We start from the raw sequence: 17,683 nt of genomic DNA on the forward strand, positions 1-17,683 counted from the left end.
CTAACCTAAATGTGAAAATTAAATAAAAATGCGTGAACAGCTAAAATCTTTATGGCTTACTGAAACTATTCATTTAATTGAGTCACAATCTGGACGCTTTGCTGATCAAGATATTAATCGGCAAGTTAAAGCTATGCCAACCTCTTTGGTTAATCGTATTATTACGCGAGCCACCTTATTATCTAAACAAAATGGTTTATATTTGGCACAAAAAGTAATGTTGCGCTCAATTAAGCTGTCATTTTTGTTATTATTGTTTTTATCACTTTTTATCGGTAGTTCGTTGACATTTGGAGCGTTAAGTCAAAATCCAATCAATTTATATTGGGCATTATTTAGTTTATTGGGTGTTCATTTTATTACGCTAATTATCTGGCTTTGTTCATTTTTATTTTTTTCTCGCTTTGGTGGTAGTTTATTAATTCATGGTTGGTTATGGATAGCGGAAAAACTCTATCAAAAAAAGACTGTGCAACAACTTGTTCCTGCTTTTGTTTCATTATTTGGCTACCGAATTCGTTGGTTGCTAGGTTTTGTTCTTAATTTGTTTTGGACAGTTATTTTAACTAGTGCTTTAATTGTTTTGTTAGTGCTTTTTTCTACCCAACATTATAGTTTTGAATGGAAAACAACTTTATTAAGTGCAGATTCAATTATTAAATTAACTCATTATCTAGGTTATTTGCCATCTTGGTTTGGATTTTCTATTCCAAAAGATGATGTGATTAAACTGAGTGAACATGCATTAAGTTCTGGTGATATTCGTTCTTCATGGGCGATATGGTTACTTGGTGTTTTTATTTTTTATGGCTTAACTGTTCGTTTACTTCTGATGATTTTTTGTGGTGTCACCTTGATGGTAACCAGTCGAAAAATTAAGTTAAATTTAGATGATCCTGATTATCAAATCCTAGCTCAACAATTACAGCCATTAGTCACTAACGTAGAAGATGAAGATAAATTAGGTGAAAACAGATGGCAATTGCCGATTTCGCAAATTGAAGAAGGGCATGGTATCTATTTGGTGGCAGTGGATATCGTTGAAAGTTGGAAACCTACAACTACAGTTCCGTTCTATGGCTTTCTCAATACCCGTGAACAACGGGTTGCTATATTGGACTACTTACAATTAAAACCAGCGAAAAAATTATTAATCGCCATCGATACGGATCGCGCGCCTGATCGTGGATTATTAAACTTTATTCAACAGCTAATTAATAAATCACAGCAAACTCGGATATGGTTTATTAATCACGGTAAGCAATTTCATAATTGGCAATCGTTATCTTTACCATTAGCCGAACCTAATTGGTTAGAGAAGGATAATTAATATGATTACTTCATTGAAATTAGCAATAGTTGGCCATGCCAATTTTGGAAAAACTTCACTTTTGCGAGCATTGTCGCATAATAGTCATTTTGGTGATGTTTCAGATAAACCGGGCACAACAAGACACGTTGAATCGATTAAATTGTCTTTGTCTAATAATACCGACATTACTTTTTATGATACTCCGGGTTTTGAAGATAGTTTGGCGCTTTATGATTATATAACACAAATTCTACCAGCTAATACTAAGCTAGATGGTATCGATAAATTAACGAATTTTTTACAAAGTCCAGAAGCTGAAAACCTCTTCAATCAAGAAGCAAAAGTCATTAGACAAGTATTAAATTGTGATGCAGCTATCTATGTTATCGATGTAAGAGAGCCTGTGCTACCTAAATATCACGATGAATTAGCCATATTAGCGAATAGTGATAAACCTATTCTTGCTGTCCTTAATTTTACTTCAACCAAAGAACAGAATGAAAAGGAATGGAAAAGATTGCTTTCAATAATAGGTATCCATGCTATCATTGGGTTCGACGCTGTATTTCCACCCATAGATGGTGAAGAGAAATTATACAAAAGTTTAGCTTTACTAATTGAATCAGCTAAAAAAATATTGGATAATTGGTTAGATAATCTAACGAGGATTCGTGAATCACGTAATCATACAGCAAATAAGCTTATTGCCGAAGCATTGGTTGATGTGACTGCTTTTTATAAAATGGCAAAATCAGATGATAAGCAAGCTGTAACTGATATGCAAAATAAAGTTAGGTTACGTGAACAAAAAGTAATAAATGATTTATTGCAACTCTATCAATTTGATTCAACTCAAGAGAGTGAAGAAAATCTACCTTTAATTAAAGGTAGATATAACGCTGATTTGTTTAATTTAGATGCGTTGAAATTGATGGGTATACATTTGACTAAAGGATTTGTGTCTGGTGCAACTATCGGAGCAAGTATTGATTTAGCTACTGGTGGATTATCCTTTGGTTCAGCTGCATTAATTGGTGCAGCCGTGGGCAGTTTGATGCAAACTGCAAAGCATTACGGTTCTAGAATGCGTTATCAGCTTTCTGGATATAGTAAATTAAGTGTTGATGATGTGATTATTTGTTTTCTTTCTTTACGATTAGTTCAACTTAAAGAGAGTTTAAATTATCGCAGCCATGCGAACACCAGCCCGATTAGATTATCTAAGCTAGATAAAAATGAGTGGCAAAAAGGTGTGTTACCTAAAAGTCTAAAGGTAGCAAGACGTTATTCGCATTGGTCGACTTTAAATAAAGGAACAAAAAGAAATGATAAAAAAAGACAGTCGGTTATTAACCAAGTTGCGCAACAATTGCGGTAGTGTTAAAAAACGATGTTTAGTAATTTCGATTATTTTTTCTCTGTTTGTATTGTTTGGTTGTAGTAGTAGTCAAGGTCAAGTAGCGGTAAATAAATCAGATCCAGTTATTTTGGCAAAAATCGATCAACATTATAAAAAATGGAAAAAAACGCCATATCGTTATGGTGGTACAACCTTAGCTGGTAGTGATTGTTCTGGTTTGGTTATGAATTTCTTTAAAAATAGATTATCAAAAACTTTACCAAGAAGTACTGTAGAGCAAGCTAAACTAGGCTATAAAGTTACTACACCTAAAGCGGGTGATTTAGTATTCTTTAAAACCGGTCGTAGTCGTAGCGGTTTACACGTAGGTATTTACTATGCTGATGGTAAGTTTTTACATGCGTCAACTTCTAAAGGTGTAATCTATTCTAGTTTAAAAGAAGATTATTGGAAAAAACATTACTGGATGACTCGTCGAGTTATCGATACCAAAGTTAAGTAAAATTATAGACTCACTGATATACAGTGAGTCTTTAGAATTTTTTCCATGGTTGTTTCAATTTTATATCAGTGATTTTTCCCTTAAACCATACAATACATTGGCAACATACAACATTTCACCAGGTGTTCCTAATGATATTCGACACCAGTTGGTAGCTGGATTAAAATCACGACCTATCAATATAAAATTTTTCTTCATTAATTCACGATATTGTCCCAACTCAATTGGGCTTTTATGAAACATAAAGTTTGTTTCCGATTTAAGATAGTGTAATCCTAATTCTGATAATACTTTCTCCATAATATTACGTGATACATCAGTTGCTTTCTTTGAGTAGGTTAAAAATTGCTTGTCATCGATTGATGCAAGAGCGGCACAAACACCACAGTAATTAAGTTTTTCACCTGCTACATATTGACCAATATTTTTGATATTGTCGGGGGAACTAACAATATAACCGACGCGCAAACCGGCCATAGCATGAATTTTTGAAAAGGTTTTTAGTAAAATAATATTGCTATAACCTTCTAAAATTAAACTATCGACAGAACGGAAAGCAGGGTCATTGACAAATTCAGCATAAGCTTCATCAATAACAAATAATGTATTTTTAGGCTTACTTGTTATCCATGATTTAACTTCTTTATAACCAATTACTGTAGATGTTGGATTGTTAGGATTTACTAAATAAACAATCGAAAATCCTTGATGATTTTCAACCGCCTTGCGCAAACCGTTAATATCAATTTGCCAATCTTCTAAAGAGGGAACTTTAGTTACTTTCAAATTAAAGATTTTTGCGAAGTGTTCTCCATCACCATAAGTTAATTCTGGAATAACAAGTTGAGTGTTAGGGTTTATGTGGGCAGCTATAGCACTACGAATACCCTCTGATGATCCTGCTGTTAATAAAATATGTTCATCACTAACATTATGATATTGTGCTAGTTTTTTACTCAATAGTGGAATTTCAGCTTTTGCATATCGATTCGCTTTTGGTACTGCATCGATGGCTGCTTGTTTGGCTGTTCCCGACATGCCTATGGCATTTTCGTTAAAGTTGAGTCTAACAGGATTATCTAGGCTAGGTGTAACAGCTGTATCCATTACTGGCAGTGAAAATGAAATCGTTTTTTGTAACTCGCTAGCATAAGCTTTAGATAACAATTGATTTACAGATAACCCAGCAATAGCAGCGGTAGAGAAACCCAATAATGTTCTACGACTAATGTTCAAATTTGTTACCATAATTCACCTCACAGTTCAGCCCGCTTTTATAAATATAAAATATTGCAAAATTTATACCAATTAAAAAAAACAGATAGAATTAGCTGATATCAAATTGATAAAATTAAAGATTGGTGAATTTATGATGTGTGAATACTAAATAGCTAGATTGAAAAAAGCACTAATTTAGTTCGAGTTTGCACTACATTATGTCAATATTTAAGATCATTGCTAATATTAATGAATATATTAACAATGATCTTAATATCTCATAACTAAGGCTATTTTTGCCTGATAGTTATTTTGTGATTAACTCTCTGCTGGCGTTTCAATATCAGAATAGGTTGCCAGCATTTGCAAGAATTTATATTTAGAATTTACCATTTTAGTTGATTGCGCATGTAAAGTATTGGCAATAACTGGTTCGAGTGTTTCTAAACGACGGAAACGTTGCTCTTTAAGTAAAACTTCCGTTAATGATTCACTGTTTGGTGCTTTAGAGTCTAACACTAAACCTGGTTTTCCTTCTTGCATACGACGCGGATCATAACGATATAGTGGCCAGAAACCTGATTTAACTAAATCTTTCATCTGTTCATGAGATTTAGATAAATCGTAACCATGTTCTTCACAAGGGCTATAAGCAATAACCAGAGAAGGGCCATCATAAGCTTCAGCTTCTTGTAATGCTTTAAGTGTTTGGTTCAATTGCGATCCTAAAGCAACTTGGGCGACATAAACGTGACCATACATCATTACACTGACCCCAAGATCTTTACGAGCTTTATGTTTACCTAAATCAGCAAATTTAGATACTGCCCCCATTGGTGTTGCTTTCGATTGTTGTCCGCCAGTATTAGAGTAGCATTGGGTATCAAGCACTAAGATGTTAACGTTTTCGGTTAAACTCATTACATGATCGAGTCCACCAAAGCCAATATCATAAGCCCAACCATCACCACCAATAGCCCATACTGATTTATCAATCAAATAATTAGCATCTTGCATTAACTCTTTAGCTTCAGCTGAAGTTAAATGTGCTAATTGTTGACGTAATAAATTAACTTGAGTTCGTTTTTCATCAATAGATAAATCTGGTGATTGTAAATTGATAACAATCTCTGGTGAAACTTCACCTGCAATATGTTCAAGCAAACGTAATGCTCGTTTTTTATGTTGATCATAAGTAATACGATAACCAAGTGCAAATTCGGCATTATCTTCAAATAATGAATTTGCCCAAGCTGGTCCACGGCCATTGCGATCGGTTGTATATGGGGATGATGGTAAATTACCACCATAAATTGATGAGCAACCAGTTGCATTAGCAATAGCAAGATGATCACCATATAATTGGGTTAGTAGTTTAATGTATGGTGTTTCACCACAACCAGCACAAGCACCCGAATATTCAAATAACGGTGTTAATAGTTGTGATGTACGTACATCAATTCGTTCTAATGTTTTGATTTCCCGATCAGGAAGGTCGGTGAAATACTCATAGTTAGCACGCTGAGTTTTTAGATTGTCAATTCGTGAACGCATGTTAATGGCTTTGATATCAAAGTTATTACGGTCACGAGAAGGACAAACTTCAACACATAAATTACATCCGGTACAATCTTCAGGCGCAACTTGTAAAACATAACGTTGACCTTTCATATCACGAGCTTTTACTTCAAGTGAGCTTAGTGACTCAGGTGCATTGAGCATATCATCTGGTTCAACAACTTTTGCTCGAATGGCTGCATGCGGACAAGCAACCACACAATGGTTACATTGAGTACAAAATTCTGGTTGCCAGATTGGTATTTCTTCAGCAATATTACGTTTTTCCCATTTTGTGGTGCCAACAGGCCATGTTCCATCGGGAGGAAAAACTGAAACAGGTAAACTATCACCTAAGCCAGCTAACATAGTTGCAGTAACCATTTTAACAAAATCAGGAGCATTGCTTGGTACAACTGGTGGACGTGATGGACTACTTTCATCAACGCAACTTAATGGAATTTTCTCAAGAGATGCAATGGCTAAATCAAGTGCTTTCCAGTTATTTTCAACAATATCTTGTCCTTTACTGCTGTAACTTTTGGCAATAACTTCTTTTAGTTGTGAAATGCTAAAATCATTTTTAAATATTTCTGATAAATGGAAGAAAGCGGCCTGCATGACCGTATTAATTCTTGCCCCTAAATTACATTCTCGAGCAATTTTAGCTGCATTAATTATATAAAAATGTGCTCTTTTCTTAATTAGTTGAATTTGCACTTCTTTAGGTAATCTATGCCAAACTTCATCCTTACTATAAGGTGTATTTAGTAAGAAAATACCATCATCTTTTAATTTTTCAACTATTTGATATTTGTCGATAAACTGATCTTGATGACAACCAATAAAATGGGCACTGGTTATCAAATATGGTGAATCTATTGGTTCAAGGTTAACTCGAAGGTGAGAAGTGGTTAAACCACCTGCTTTTTTCGAATCGTAAACGAAATAACCTTGTACATAAAATGGTGAACTATCACCAATGATTTTGATATTATTTTTGGTCGCTGAAACTGTACCATCACTGCCTAAACCATAAAATAGAGCTTCAAGTGCTGATTTTTGTGGAATGGATTTTTCTGGTAATGGTAGTGACAAGCCGGTTATATCGTCATAAATACCCACTGTAAAGCGAGGTTTAGGTTTCTCTGTTGTTAGTTCATTAAAAATGGCTAACACACAGCGAGGATCGAACTCTTTCGATGATAAACCATAACGACCACCAATAATTTGCGGTAAATGGTTTCGTTCGCCACGTGAAAAACTCTCGGCAAAGGCTGTCATTACATCTAGATAAAGAGGTTCAGCTTGTGCTCCTGGTTCTTTGGTACGATCTAGTACTGCGATTTTTTTCACAGTTTGCGGAATAACGTCAAGTAGATGAGTTGCTGAAAATGGTCGGAATAATCTTACGATAACGACGCCAACTTTTTCGTCATTTTTAATCAGATGATCGACAACTTCTTTCGTGGTGCTGACGCCGGAGCCCATAATGACAATGATACGTTCAGCATCTTTTGCGCCATAATATTCGAAAGGTTGATACTTCCTACCTGTCTCTTTTTCAAAGGCTTGCATAGCATCAGCAACATGATTGAAAGTATTCTCATAATATGGATTAACTGCTTCACGGCACTGGAAATATGTATCAGGATTAGCTGATGTACCACGAATGACTGGGTTATCAGGCGTTAAGGCACGGTGGCGAAAAGCATCAATAGCTTGATTGGGAAGCAAATTACGAATCTGTTCATCACTGATTGGATAAATTTTATTTACTTCGTGTGAAGTTCTAAAACCATCAAAAAAGTGAATAAATGGTACTCTACTATTGAGTGTCGCTATTTGTGCGATTAAGGCTAAATCTTGGGCTTCTTGTACCGAGCTAGAACACAGCATGGCAAAACCAGTTTGCCTAACTGACATAACATCAGAATGATCGCCAAAAATAGATAAGGCATGAGTTGCAACAGTACGGGCGGCAACATGTAATACAAATGGTGTTAATTCCCCAGCTATTTTATATAGCGAAGGAATCATTAATAACAGACCTTGCGATGAAGTAAATGATGTTGCTAATGCCCCAGTCATTAATGCACCGTGTACAGTTGATATTGCTCCCGCTTCCGATTGCATTTCAACAACTTTCGGTGTATCACCAAAAACATTAGGTTTATTGAACTCCGCCCACGTGCTGGCTTGTTCAGCCATAGATGAACTTGGAGTTATTGGATAAATAGCAATGACTTCGTTTGCACGATATGCGACAGATGACACCGCACTATTAGCATCTGATATGATCATTAAAAAACCTTGTATCTTAGAGTATTATGACATTACTTAGTTATAATAATTTTGCTTATTGTACCAGAAACTAAGATAGCTTTTAGTTATTTTTAAGTTAAATTTTTGGCTAACTATACGTTTTTAGTAAAAATAAAAAAGGCAGGGGATTTGCATATTAAAACATAAGGTAGATATTGCAGATTGATACTAAAAGGAATTTTTTTGAGGATTTTTATATCAATAATTTTTGTCCAGTAATATTGACTGATTAGTTACTATTACTAGACAAAAATTGATATCGTATATATTACTGAATAACAACTCGTTCAGTTGATGAAGAGTGTTTTATTTCGCCAAGCAACCAAGCTTTTTCACCATGCTGGTTAAGTAAATTAATGGCTTGTTCAGCTAACTGTTTTGGTAAAGCGATGATTAAACCTACTCCACAATTGAAAGTACGGTACATTTCATGACGGCTTACATTACCTGCTTGTTGTAACCAATTAAAGATGGCCGGCCATTGCCAACTAGATTCATCAATAATAGCTTGAGTATTATCAGGTAAAACTCGTGGAATGTTTTCCCAAAAACCACCACCAGTAATGTGTGCAATAGCATGAACATCAATTTTCGAAATCAAATCAAGCACTGATTTTACATAAATTTTAGTTGGCGCAAGTAAGTGGTCTGCTAATGGTTTTCCGTCTAATTGTTCTGTCGTTGGATTAACACCACTTACTTCGATAATTTTGCGTACTAATGAATAACCATTTGAATGCGCACCACTTGATGCAAGGGCAATTAGTGCATCACCATCTTGAACTTTACTACCATCAATCATTTCTGATTTTTCAACTACACCGACACAAAAGCCTGCTAGGTCATAATCATCACCATGATACATACCTGGCATTTCTGCGGTTTCACCGCCAACCAATGCACACCCAGATTGTTTACAACCTTCGGCAATACCAGTAACGACTGTTGTGGCGACATCGACATTTAATTTGCCAGTAGCATAATAGTCTAGGAAAAATAAAGGCTCAGCTCCTTGAACGATCAAATCATTAACGCACATGGCAACCAAATCAATACCTATTGATTCATGACGATTTAAATCCATTGCAAGGCGTAATTTAGTGCCAACACCATCAGTACCTGAAACTAAAATAGGTTGTTTATATTTTTCTGGAATTGCACATAATGCACCAAAACCACCAAGTCCACCCATAACTTCAGGACGTTTGGTCTCTTTAACGACAGATTTAATACGATCAACCAATTCATTGCCAGCATCGATATCAACACCAGCATCTTTATAGCTTAGAGATTTATTATTTGACACGGGGAGCAGTCCTTTCAATAGAAAAAATTGCCTGTTATTTTAGCAAGGATGAAATTTATTGGCGACTAGTTATTGTTAAAATAATCTATTCATTATCAAGATTCTCTATTTTCGAACCAACTTTCTAAAATAATAATTGCCGAAGTCGCATCAACATGGCTTTTTTCAAGGGCTCGGTAGCCACGTGAAGCAAAAATATGTGATTTTGCTTCAACGGTTGATAATCGTTCATCTTGTAAATGAACTTGATAGCCAAACATTCCATGCAGACGGTTAGCAAATTTGCGTGCTCTTGCGGTTAGCGGTTGCTCGGTGCCATCCATATTTAGTGGCAATCCTACCACTAAATAATCAGGTCGCCATTCATTGAGTACTTTCTCTATTGACTGCCAATTAGGAATGCCATCTCGAGCTTTGAATGAACAAAGTGAATTTGCGGTCTTAGTTATATCTTGACCGATAGCTGCGCCGATGCTGGCTGTTCCAAAATCAAATGCAATAATGGTAGCCATAACTTACGCGGTGCCCATTTGATGTGAAATTGTTTTAATATTAATGCCCAATGATTCAGCTGCTTTCTGCCAACGATCTTCAATAGCCACCTCAAAGATAATTGCAGGATCAACATCGGTAACTAACCAATCATTTTTTGCTACTTCACTTTCAAGTTGTAATGATTGCCAACTAGAATAACCTAACGCTAAGAAAAGATCTTTTGGTTGTTCTGGTGAGCCAATAGATTTTAATGCATCGAGAGATGTAGTAATCATGATATCATCAGAGATTTGTATACTTGAAGCAAACCCTTGATGAGGAGTATGAAGAATAAATCCTTGCTCTTCAGCAAGTGGGCCGCCACAAAACACCGGGTGTTCAAGTTCAGCACAACTTTTTGATGCAGTTATTTCTAAACGGGATAATACCGTTTCTACGTTGAGATCAACTATGGGTTTATTAATAATAATCCCCATTGCACCATCACGATTATGTTCACAAATATATACTACTGAACGACTAAAAATTGAGTCATTAACAGTAGGCATGGCTATAATAAAATGATTTTTTAAATTCATATGATCACATTGTTGTTAAATTTATAATGCACATTTACCTATTTTGACTTTATGTTCAATATTACAGCGCATTAATATTTCAGGATGATTGGTTTCTTCATTAATTGATTCACCAACAATTTCAAAATTTTGTGATAAATAAAAGTTAATTGCATCACTATTTTGTTTGTAAACATGTACCATTAATTCGTTATGACGTTGTTTGGCCTTTTCAACTAATGCTGACCCTGTACCTTGATGACGAGAATTTTTTTCAACATATAAACCTGAGATATAATTTTCAGTTAGGCCAATAAAACCAACCACAATGCCGTTGATATCTTGAACATATATTGTTGACATTGGGATCAACATCTTCACTAATTCAAAGTTTTGTTTAAAAAACTCAGGATCGATAAAATTATGTGCTTGTTCATTACCTTGAAGCCAAATTGTCATTATGGCATCTAAATCTTTTGTTTGATATTCTCTAATCATTTTTAACTCTTTATATTTAATCTTGATTCAATCGCATCCATTAATAAACCTGTGATTGATAAATCTGGGTTAGCAGCTTCAATTTCTCGAACACAAGTCGGGCTAGTAACGTTAATTTCGGTTAGTTTGTCACCAATAATATCAAGTCCCACAAATAGTAGTCCTTTTTGTTTTAAAACAGGACCGATACTGTTAGCGATTTGCCAATCATTATCACTTAATGGTCTGACTTCACCATGTCCACCAGCTGCTAAGTTTCCTCGTGTTTCCCCTTTTTGTGGGATTCGTGCTAAGCAGTAAGGCACGGGTACACCGTTGACAACTAAAACCCGTTTATCGCCATCTTTGATTGCAGGAATAAATGTTTGTGCCATGCAATAACGGGTATTATGTTCAGTAAGTGTCTCTATAATCACCGAAACATTAGGATCATCTTGTTTCACGCGAAAAATTGATGAACCACCCATGCCATCTAGTGGTTTTAAAATGATGTCATGATATTGTTGATGAAAAGCTTTGATTTGTGATGTTTGACGAGTAACTAATGTTTCAGGTGTAAAGTCAGCAAACCAAGCAGTAAATAATTTTTCGTTACAGTCGCGTAGACTTTGAGGTTTATTTACTATCAATACTCCTTTCTCTTCTGCACGCTCTAAAATATAGGTTGCATAGATAAATTCAGTATCAAAAGGCGGATCTTTGCGCATTAATATTACATCAAGTTCACTTAATGCTATAGTCTGTTCGTCTCCAAAATCAAACCAATGCTCACTATTGTTATGAACTGTTACTGTACGAGTCGTGGCACTAGCTTCTCCATTGCGTAAAAACAGATCATTCATTTCCATATAATAAAGTTGATAGCCGCGTTTTTGTGCTTCAAGTAGCATCGCAAAACTGGTATCTTTTTTTAATTTGATATGGCTAATGGGGTCCATAACAATACCAAGTTTGATCATGGTAACTCCTTACTGATTATATTTGATTTTACTGAATTCGGTGTTGATGATTTGCTGCTGCTCTACCTATTTAATAATTTAGATAAAACCAAGGTAGAAAGAGGTATTAGCAATAATAATCAAATTTTCAACTATCATACTCGTTACCGATTAATAAGCAAAGCAATCATTTGTTAACTTATTTATTTCTTGTGACTAACCTAAATCACCAAAACGAACTTGAAGGGCTGTTATTGCAGTTAACGCCGCTGTTTCAGTTCGTAATACTCTCGGTCCGAGCAAAATATCAGTAAATTGATATTGATGAGTCATGCTAATTTCTTCATTAGATAGACCACCTTCCGGTCCAATTAATAAACTAATATTTTTGTTATCACAAGGTAATTGGTTAATTCCTTGTTTGGCTTTAGGGTGTAAGTTAAGTTTTAAACTATCGGTTAAATTTGCACACCAAGTTTCTAATTTCATTACTGGATTGATGTTTGGGATAATATTTCGTCCGCACTGTTCACAAGCCGAAATAACAATTTTTTGCCATTGTTGAACTTTCTTTTCAAGCCTTTCTTGATCGAGTTTGACGCCACAACGTTCTGAAAGTAGGGGGGTAATGGTATTAACACCTAATTCGACCGATTTTTGAATAGTAAATTCCATCTTATCGCCACGAGAAATCACTTGTCCTAAATGAATGTTTAATGGTGATTCTCGATTATCTAATACACTGTTTGCTGTTTTTACAATAACGGTTTTTTTATTAATTTCATGTATTACGGCAGGCGTAATTTGGTTGGAACCATCAAAAAGCGTAATCGATTCCCCGGTTTTCATTCTTAATACTCGAATAAGGTGATTGAAAGCATTATCATCTAAAGTGATCAAACTATTTTGATTAATTGTGTAAGGCTGAAAAATTCGCGTCATATAAACTATTATTTACTATTATTTAAAATAAATTATAGCGTAATTTATTAAGATTCGGTAATCTCTATTTTAAACAATATCTATATCTGGAATAGAATATGACCTTAACAATTAAAGATAGAGTATTCATTGAATCACTAACGGTTTATACCACAATTGGTGTTTATGATTGGGAAAAAACGATTAAACAAAAGTTAGTTCTTGATCTCGAAATGGCATGGGATAATCAACCTGCCGGACAAAGTGATGATGTGAAGTTTTGTTTAGACTATTTTGTTGTGTCGCAATCAATAACGTCATTTATTGAACAAAATAAATTTGAATTGATTGAAACAGTAGCAGAACGTGTTGCAATGTTAGTCATTGAGAAATTCTCTGTACAATGGTTGAAAATAAAAGTGTCAAAACCTGATGCTATTGCTAATGCAGGGAATGTTGCGGTACTAATAGAACGCAGAGCCAAATAACTACATTTAGATATCCCTTAATGAGTAAAGCGAACAAAATAATATGTGATCAATCACATCATAAAAAGAAAGGTTTTGATAATACTGAACCTTTTTCAATTAAATTAACTGATGCTTTGCGTTGGCGACTGCAACGTAAAGTTTTACCACCACAAGGTGGATATCAAGCATTCACACAAAATTGGTTTAGTCCAATTGATATTAGCTTAAGCGGTGATAGAGTTTGGTGGATCGGGCATTCTACCACCTTGATAAAGCTTAATGAACAATGGATATTAACTGATCCAGTGTTTTCTAACCGAGTATCGCCCGTTCAATTTATTGGGCCGAAACGACGAACAAAACCAGCAATTACCATTGATAACTTACCTTCAATTAATGTAATTGTAATCTCTCATAGCCATTATGATCATCTTGATTTTAATAGTATTCAACAACTTATAACGCGGTATCCGCAACTCACTATTCTGGTTCCCTTAGGACTTAAAAGCAAATTATTAAAATGGGGGGCCAAGCAAGTCATTGAGTTAGATTGGTGGCAGTCAACCAATGTTAATGGAATTACCTTTACCGCTACACCGGCAAAGCATTGGAGTAATCGGGGAGCGTTTGATGTTAATAAAGCATTATGGTGTGGATGGGTTATGCAGACAGATATTGATAAACCACTATCGACTAAAACTGTCTACTTTATGGGGGATACCGGTTATTGTGCAAGCTTAAAGAAAATAGCAGATAAATTTAAGCAAATAGATATTGCTTTGATACCGATTGGCGCTTATGCTCCTCGTTGGTTTATGCAATCGCAGCATATAGATCCACAACAAGCTTTAAAACTTTATGATGAATTAAACTGTCAGTCAGCCATTGCAATTCATTGGGGAGCGTTTGAATTGGCAGATGAACCATTAGATGAGCCACCAACATTATTAAACTCATTAAAGGGAGATAGATCTTTTCATATATTAAAAATAGGTGATAGCTTAGCTATCAATAAGCTTAATAATGAACTAAAATAATTAACAATAATAATTTAAACCACATTTTGATATTTGCGAGGGAAATATGATGAAATCAGTAATTATTGCATTAACTTGTCTAACGTTTAGTTTAGCGTTAACTGCTTGTGGCGGTAAAAATGATGAAGGTAAACAATATCATTGGTCAAAAGCCCATGGAGTTCTCGAAGATTGCCGTGGAGTAATGAATAAATCAGAGCAATGTCAAAAAAATTCAAATAATCAGCAATATTTATTCCAAATTGATAGGTATTAACTTATATGAGTGCATGGCTTATTTATGCATTATTATCGGCGATTACTGCTGCTTGTGTGGCTATTCTCGGTAAAATTGGTTTACAACATCTTGATGCTAATACTGCGACAGCAATCAGATCTATAGTGATGGCAGTATTCTTAGTTGGTGTTGTTGTTGTACAGGGAAAACTAAATTTAATAAATACTTTTTTTAATGATAAAAAAGCATTGCTTATTATTGCATTGAGTGGCGTTGCTGGGGCGTTATCGTGGTTATTTTACTTTATGGCAATAAAAGAAGGCAAAGTATCGCAAGTTGCCCCCATTGATAAACTTAGTGTCGTTTTTGCGGTTATTTTTGCAGCCATCATATTTGGCGAAAAAATTTCATTTCTTTCGGCTATAGGCGTTGCCATGATAGCTGCTGGGGCAATATTAGTTGCACTATTTTAATAGTGTATTAAACAGCTCAACAGTTACTAGCTCTCCTTTAGTTACATTGCCTCTATCTTTTTCAAGTAAGATAAAGCAATTAGCATGATTAAACGATTGCGTGAGATGGGAGCCTTGTTGACCAGTTGAAACAACCTCCAACTCGCCATTAGCTGAAATTTGCAATATACCTCGTTGAAAATCCAATCTACCGATACTTTTTTTCAGATTTGTTGCTGTTTTTACTTTAAGTGATAACTCAGCTTCGGTTAAATTTTGTCCAGTAAGCGCCAATATTAATGGCTGAACCAATTGATAAAAAGTGACGAGAGTTGAAACAGGATTACCCGGCAATCCGCAAAATAACGCATTACCTATATTGCCAAAGGCAAACGGTTTTCCTGGTTTTATGGCAATTTTCCAGAAGTTAACTTTACCCAGTTCCTCTAGTGCCATTTTAGTATAATCAGCATCCCCGACTGAAACACCGCCACTACTAATCACTAAATCAGCTTGTTTGGATGCGGTTTCGAGTGTTTGCTTAATTTTGCTCGGATTATCGACAATAATCCCTAAATCAATAATTTCACAATTTAATTTGTTTAATAATAATTTGAGGGTAAATCGGTTACTATCATAAATTGCACTATTATTTGCTAATGGGGTGCCAATCTCGGTTAATTCATTACCGGTGGAAAATATTGCAACTTTTAACCTTCGATATACTGTTAACTCAGCAATACCAAGTGTTGCTAAACTGGATAAGGTCGGAATAGTTAATCGAGAACCTTTTTCGACAATAACCGCACCTTGTTTAGCATCTTCACCTATATAACGAATATTACTAGCTGGTTTTATTTCCTTTAAAAATTTAATTCCTGATTCAGTTTGTTCTGCCTCTTCTTGCATTACAACGGCACTAGCTTCGTTAGGAACAGGTGCACCAGTCATAATTCGTAAGCAACTACCTTTAGGCCAATTTAGTGATGAAATATCGTCACCAGCATAAATTACTCCAGCTAACGGTAATAACGTCGATTGATTGATATCAGATAATCTTACAGCATAACCATCCATTGCCGAATTATTAAAGCTAGGTACATTAATTGGCGAAATAACAGGTTCAGCAGTGATTCGATCTAAGGCATCAAATAATGCTACTTTTTCCATTGCCGGTTTATGATTATTTGCTGCTTCAAGTATATTTTTTTTGGCTTGTTCAAAGGTTAATAACATAAATGAAGCTCCTTGTAATCGATTGTCCGTTATATTAGGCAAGTAGTTAATAGATTGCAGATAATCTCTAATGAGTTATATAAATATATGATATATGATGCCGCAATACACGGCATCAACAAAGATTAAACATTAAATAAGAAATTCATAATATCACCATCTTGCACGATATAATCTTTCCCTTCAGAACGCATTTTACCTGCTTCTTTAGCACCTTGTTCACCACCATATTTAATAAAGTCATCAAAGGCGATCGTTTGTGCTCGGATAAAGCCTTTTTCAAAATCGGTATGAATTTTACCTGCTGCTTGTGGCGCAGTATCTCCAACTGAAATTGTCCATGCCCGAACTTCCTTGACACCAGCAGTAAAGTAAGTTTGCAGATTAAGTAAACTATAACCTGCGCGAATCACTCTATTTAAGCCTGGTTCAGTTAAGCCAAGGTCTTGCATAAATTCATCGCGATCAGCGTCATCAAGTTCAGCTAATTCAGCTTCAATAGCAGCACAGACAGGTACAACGACGGCTTTTTCTTGCTCAGCAATAGCTTTGACTTTTTCTAAATATGGATTGTTTTCAAAACCATCTTCATTAACATTAGCAATATACATTGTTGGTTTTAGGGTTAAAAAGCTTAGATATTTAATTGCATCTAATTCTTCTTTACTAAAATCAAGTAATAATAGTTTTTTGCCTTGTTCAAGATGAGGTAAACATTTATCTAAGATTTCAAGTTCGTACTGGGCGTCTTTATCACCACCTTTAGCACGTTTTTGTAAACGGGTAATGGCTCTTTCGCAAGCCTCAAGATCAGCTAACGCAAGTTCAGTATTAATGATTTCAATATCTTCAGCCGGATCGATTTTACCTGCAACGTGAACAATATTTTCATTTTCAAAACAACGAACAACGTGGCCAATCGCTTCTGTTTCACGAATATTAGCTAAAAATTGGTTACCAAGTCCTTCACCTTTAGACGCACCTTTAACTAGTCCAGCAATATCAACAAATTCCATTGTGGTTGGTAAAGTGCGTTGTGGTTTAACAATTTCCGCAAGTTGATCTAAACGCGGATCAGGCATTGGCACTACACCTGTGTTTGGTTCAATCGTACAAAACGGAAAGTTAGCAGCTTCTATTCCAGCTTTGGTTAGTGCATTAAAAAGTGTTGATTTGCCTACATTTGGTAGTCCGACAATACCACATTTAAATCCCATACTGTTTATTACCTTGTGTTATAAAAATCTCAAAAATAGATGGCAATTATATACTAAATTAGGCT

At 35.2% G+C, this 17,683-nt stretch carries 17 protein-coding genes; 7 read left to right on the top strand and 10 right to left on the bottom strand.

Annotated elements, in window-relative coordinates:
- The first annotated feature begins 28 nt into the window (after positions 1 to 28).
- The 3 genes from B6C99_RS05975 to B6C99_RS05985 are packed head-to-tail and all read left to right on the top strand — an operon-like array spanning position 29 to position 3,174.
- Positions 29 to 1,330 (top strand): DUF2868 domain-containing protein, encoded by a 1,302-nt coding sequence (locus tag B6C99_RS05975; RefSeq protein WP_086359009.1) that lies wholly within the window; start codon positions 29 to 31, stop codon positions 1,328 to 1,330.
- Position 1,331: 1 nt separating this feature from the next.
- Entirely contained in the window at positions 1,332 to 2,690 is a 1,359-nt protein-coding gene (locus B6C99_RS05980) for a DUF3482 domain-containing protein (RefSeq protein ID WP_086359010.1), read from the top strand.
- Entirely contained in the window at positions 2,638 to 3,174 is a 537-nt protein-coding gene (locus B6C99_RS05985) for a C40 family peptidase (protein ID WP_086359011.1), read from the top strand. Before B6C99_RS05980 ends, B6C99_RS05985 begins: the two co-directional genes overlap by 53 nt.
- A 60-nt stretch (positions 3,175 to 3,234) precedes the next feature.
- On the opposite strand, the gene B6C99_RS05990 is transcribed toward B6C99_RS05985, so the two are convergent.
- The 8 genes from B6C99_RS05990 to rsmE all read right to left on the bottom strand — a co-directional run bounded on the left by B6C99_RS05990 (position 3,235) and on the right by rsmE (position 13,010).
- Complete coding sequence (locus tag B6C99_RS05990; RefSeq protein ID WP_086359012.1) at positions 3,235 to 4,422, bottom strand: histidinol-phosphate transaminase; 1,188 nt, start codon at positions 4,420 to 4,422, stop codon at positions 3,235 to 3,237.
- A gap of 288 nt (positions 4,423 to 4,710) precedes the next feature.
- Entirely contained in the window at positions 4,711 to 8,253 is a 3,543-nt protein-coding gene (nifJ, locus tag B6C99_RS05995) for a pyruvate:ferredoxin (flavodoxin) oxidoreductase (protein ID WP_086359013.1), read from the bottom strand.
- Between the two features lie 289 nt (positions 8,254 to 8,542).
- Positions 8,543 to 9,580 (bottom strand): phosphoribosylformylglycinamidine cyclo-ligase, encoded by a 1,038-nt coding sequence (gene purM, locus B6C99_RS06000; protein WP_086359014.1) that lies wholly within the window; start codon positions 9,578 to 9,580, stop codon positions 8,543 to 8,545.
- A 95-nt stretch (positions 9,581 to 9,675) separates the two neighbouring features.
- Positions 9,676 to 10,092 carry a Holliday junction resolvase RuvX gene (ruvX, locus tag B6C99_RS06005; protein ID WP_086359015.1) on the bottom strand — a complete coding sequence of 139 codons (417 nt, stop codon included), beginning with the start codon at positions 10,090 to 10,092 and terminating at the stop codon, positions 9,676 to 9,678.
- Between the two features lie 3 nt (positions 10,093 to 10,095).
- Positions 10,096 to 10,653: a YqgE/AlgH family protein gene (locus B6C99_RS06010; RefSeq protein WP_086359016.1), complete on the bottom strand. Its 558-nt coding sequence runs from the start codon at positions 10,651 to 10,653 to the stop codon at positions 10,096 to 10,098.
- 21 nt (positions 10,654 to 10,674) lie between these two features.
- Positions 10,675 to 11,130 (bottom strand): GNAT family N-acetyltransferase, encoded by a 456-nt coding sequence (locus B6C99_RS06015; RefSeq protein WP_086359017.1) that lies wholly within the window; start codon positions 11,128 to 11,130, stop codon positions 10,675 to 10,677.
- A 2-nt stretch (positions 11,131 to 11,132) separates the two neighbouring features.
- Positions 11,133 to 12,089 (bottom strand): glutathione synthase, encoded by a 957-nt coding sequence (gshB, locus tag B6C99_RS06020; protein ID WP_086359018.1) that lies wholly within the window; start codon positions 12,087 to 12,089, stop codon positions 11,133 to 11,135.
- 195 nt (positions 12,090 to 12,284) lie between these two features.
- Positions 12,285 to 13,010, bottom strand: coding sequence for a 16S rRNA (uracil(1498)-N(3))-methyltransferase (rsmE, locus tag B6C99_RS06025; RefSeq protein WP_086359019.1), 726 nt, complete (start codon positions 13,008 to 13,010; stop codon positions 12,285 to 12,287).
- A gap of 98 nt (positions 13,011 to 13,108) precedes the next feature.
- On the opposite strand from rsmE, the gene folB reads away from it, so the two are divergent.
- From folB to B6C99_RS06045, 4 genes are read left to right on the top strand one after another with little or no spacing between them, the layout of a single operon-like run.
- Positions 13,109 to 13,477, top strand: coding sequence for a dihydroneopterin aldolase (gene folB, locus B6C99_RS06030; RefSeq protein WP_065651006.1), 369 nt, complete (start codon positions 13,109 to 13,111; stop codon positions 13,475 to 13,477).
- 20 nt (positions 13,478 to 13,497) lie between these two features.
- Entirely contained in the window at positions 13,498 to 14,496 is a 999-nt protein-coding gene (locus B6C99_RS06035; RefSeq protein ID WP_086359020.1) for an MBL fold metallo-hydrolase, read from the top strand.
- Between the two features lie 49 nt (positions 14,497 to 14,545).
- Entirely contained in the window at positions 14,546 to 14,752 is a 207-nt protein-coding gene (locus B6C99_RS06040) for a hypothetical protein (protein ID WP_034902220.1), read from the top strand.
- Positions 14,753 to 14,757: 5 nt separating this feature from the next.
- Positions 14,758 to 15,186, top strand: coding sequence for an EamA family transporter (locus B6C99_RS06045; RefSeq protein ID WP_086359021.1), 429 nt, complete (start codon positions 14,758 to 14,760; stop codon positions 15,184 to 15,186).
- Here the strand turns inward: B6C99_RS06045 and moeA are convergent.
- Both moeA and ychF read right to left on the bottom strand, forming a co-directional pair.
- On the bottom strand, positions 15,178 to 16,401 hold the full coding sequence (gene moeA, locus B6C99_RS06050) for a molybdopterin molybdotransferase MoeA (protein ID WP_086359022.1): 1,224 nt from the start codon (positions 16,399 to 16,401) through the stop codon (positions 15,178 to 15,180). The genes B6C99_RS06045 and moeA overlap by 9 nt on opposite strands.
- Before the next feature lie 125 nt (positions 16,402 to 16,526).
- Positions 16,527 to 17,618 carry a redox-regulated ATPase YchF gene (gene ychF, locus B6C99_RS06055; protein ID WP_086359023.1) on the bottom strand — a complete coding sequence of 364 codons (1,092 nt, stop codon included), beginning with the start codon at positions 17,616 to 17,618 and terminating at the stop codon, positions 16,527 to 16,529.
- Positions 17,619 to 17,683: the final 65 nt, after the last annotated feature.

This window comes from Gilliamella sp. N-G2 (assembly GCF_002142215.1).
In the GTDB taxonomy this organism is placed as follows: Bacteria; Pseudomonadota; Gammaproteobacteria; order Enterobacterales; family Orbaceae; genus Gilliamella.

Excerpts from the sequence above, each read along its gene's own strand:
- B6C99_RS05975 (WP_086359009.1), top strand. The coding sequence starts at position 29 with ATGCGTGAACAGCTAAAATCTTTATGGCTTACTGAAACTATTCATTTA.
- B6C99_RS05980 (WP_086359010.1), top strand. The coding sequence starts at position 1,332 with ATGATTACTTCATTGAAATTAGCAATAGTTGGCCATGCCAATTTTGGA.
- B6C99_RS05985 (WP_086359011.1), top strand. The coding sequence starts at position 2,638 with ATGATAAAAAAAGACAGTCGGTTATTAACCAAGTTGCGCAACAATTGC.
- B6C99_RS05990 (WP_086359012.1), bottom strand. The coding sequence starts at position 4,422 with ATGGTAACAAATTTGAACATTAGTCGTAGAACATTATTGGGTTTCTCT.
- nifJ (WP_086359013.1), bottom strand. The coding sequence starts at position 8,253 with ATGATCATATCAGATGCTAATAGTGCGGTGTCATCTGTCGCATATCGT.
- ruvX (WP_086359015.1), bottom strand. The coding sequence starts at position 10,092 with ATGGCTACCATTATTGCATTTGATTTTGGAACAGCCAGCATCGGCGCA.
- B6C99_RS06010 (WP_086359016.1), bottom strand. The coding sequence starts at position 10,653 with ATGAATTTAAAAAATCATTTTATTATAGCCATGCCTACTGTTAATGAC.
- B6C99_RS06015 (WP_086359017.1), bottom strand. The coding sequence starts at position 11,130 with ATGATTAGAGAATATCAAACAAAAGATTTAGATGCCATAATGACAATT.
- gshB (WP_086359018.1), bottom strand. The coding sequence starts at position 12,089 with ATGATCAAACTTGGTATTGTTATGGACCCCATTAGCCATATCAAATTA.
- rsmE (WP_086359019.1), bottom strand. The coding sequence starts at position 13,010 with ATGACGCGAATTTTTCAGCCTTACACAATTAATCAAAATAGTTTGATC.
- folB (WP_065651006.1), top strand. The coding sequence starts at position 13,109 with ATGACCTTAACAATTAAAGATAGAGTATTCATTGAATCACTAACGGTT.
- B6C99_RS06035 (WP_086359020.1), top strand. The coding sequence starts at position 13,498 with ATGAGTAAAGCGAACAAAATAATATGTGATCAATCACATCATAAAAAG.
- B6C99_RS06040 (WP_034902220.1), top strand. The coding sequence starts at position 14,546 with ATGAAATCAGTAATTATTGCATTAACTTGTCTAACGTTTAGTTTAGCG.
- B6C99_RS06045 (WP_086359021.1), top strand. The coding sequence starts at position 14,758 with ATGAGTGCATGGCTTATTTATGCATTATTATCGGCGATTACTGCTGCT.
- moeA (WP_086359022.1), bottom strand. The coding sequence starts at position 16,401 with ATGTTATTAACCTTTGAACAAGCCAAAAAAAATATACTTGAAGCAGCA.
- ychF (WP_086359023.1), bottom strand. The coding sequence starts at position 17,618 with ATGGGATTTAAATGTGGTATTGTCGGACTACCAAATGTAGGCAAATCA.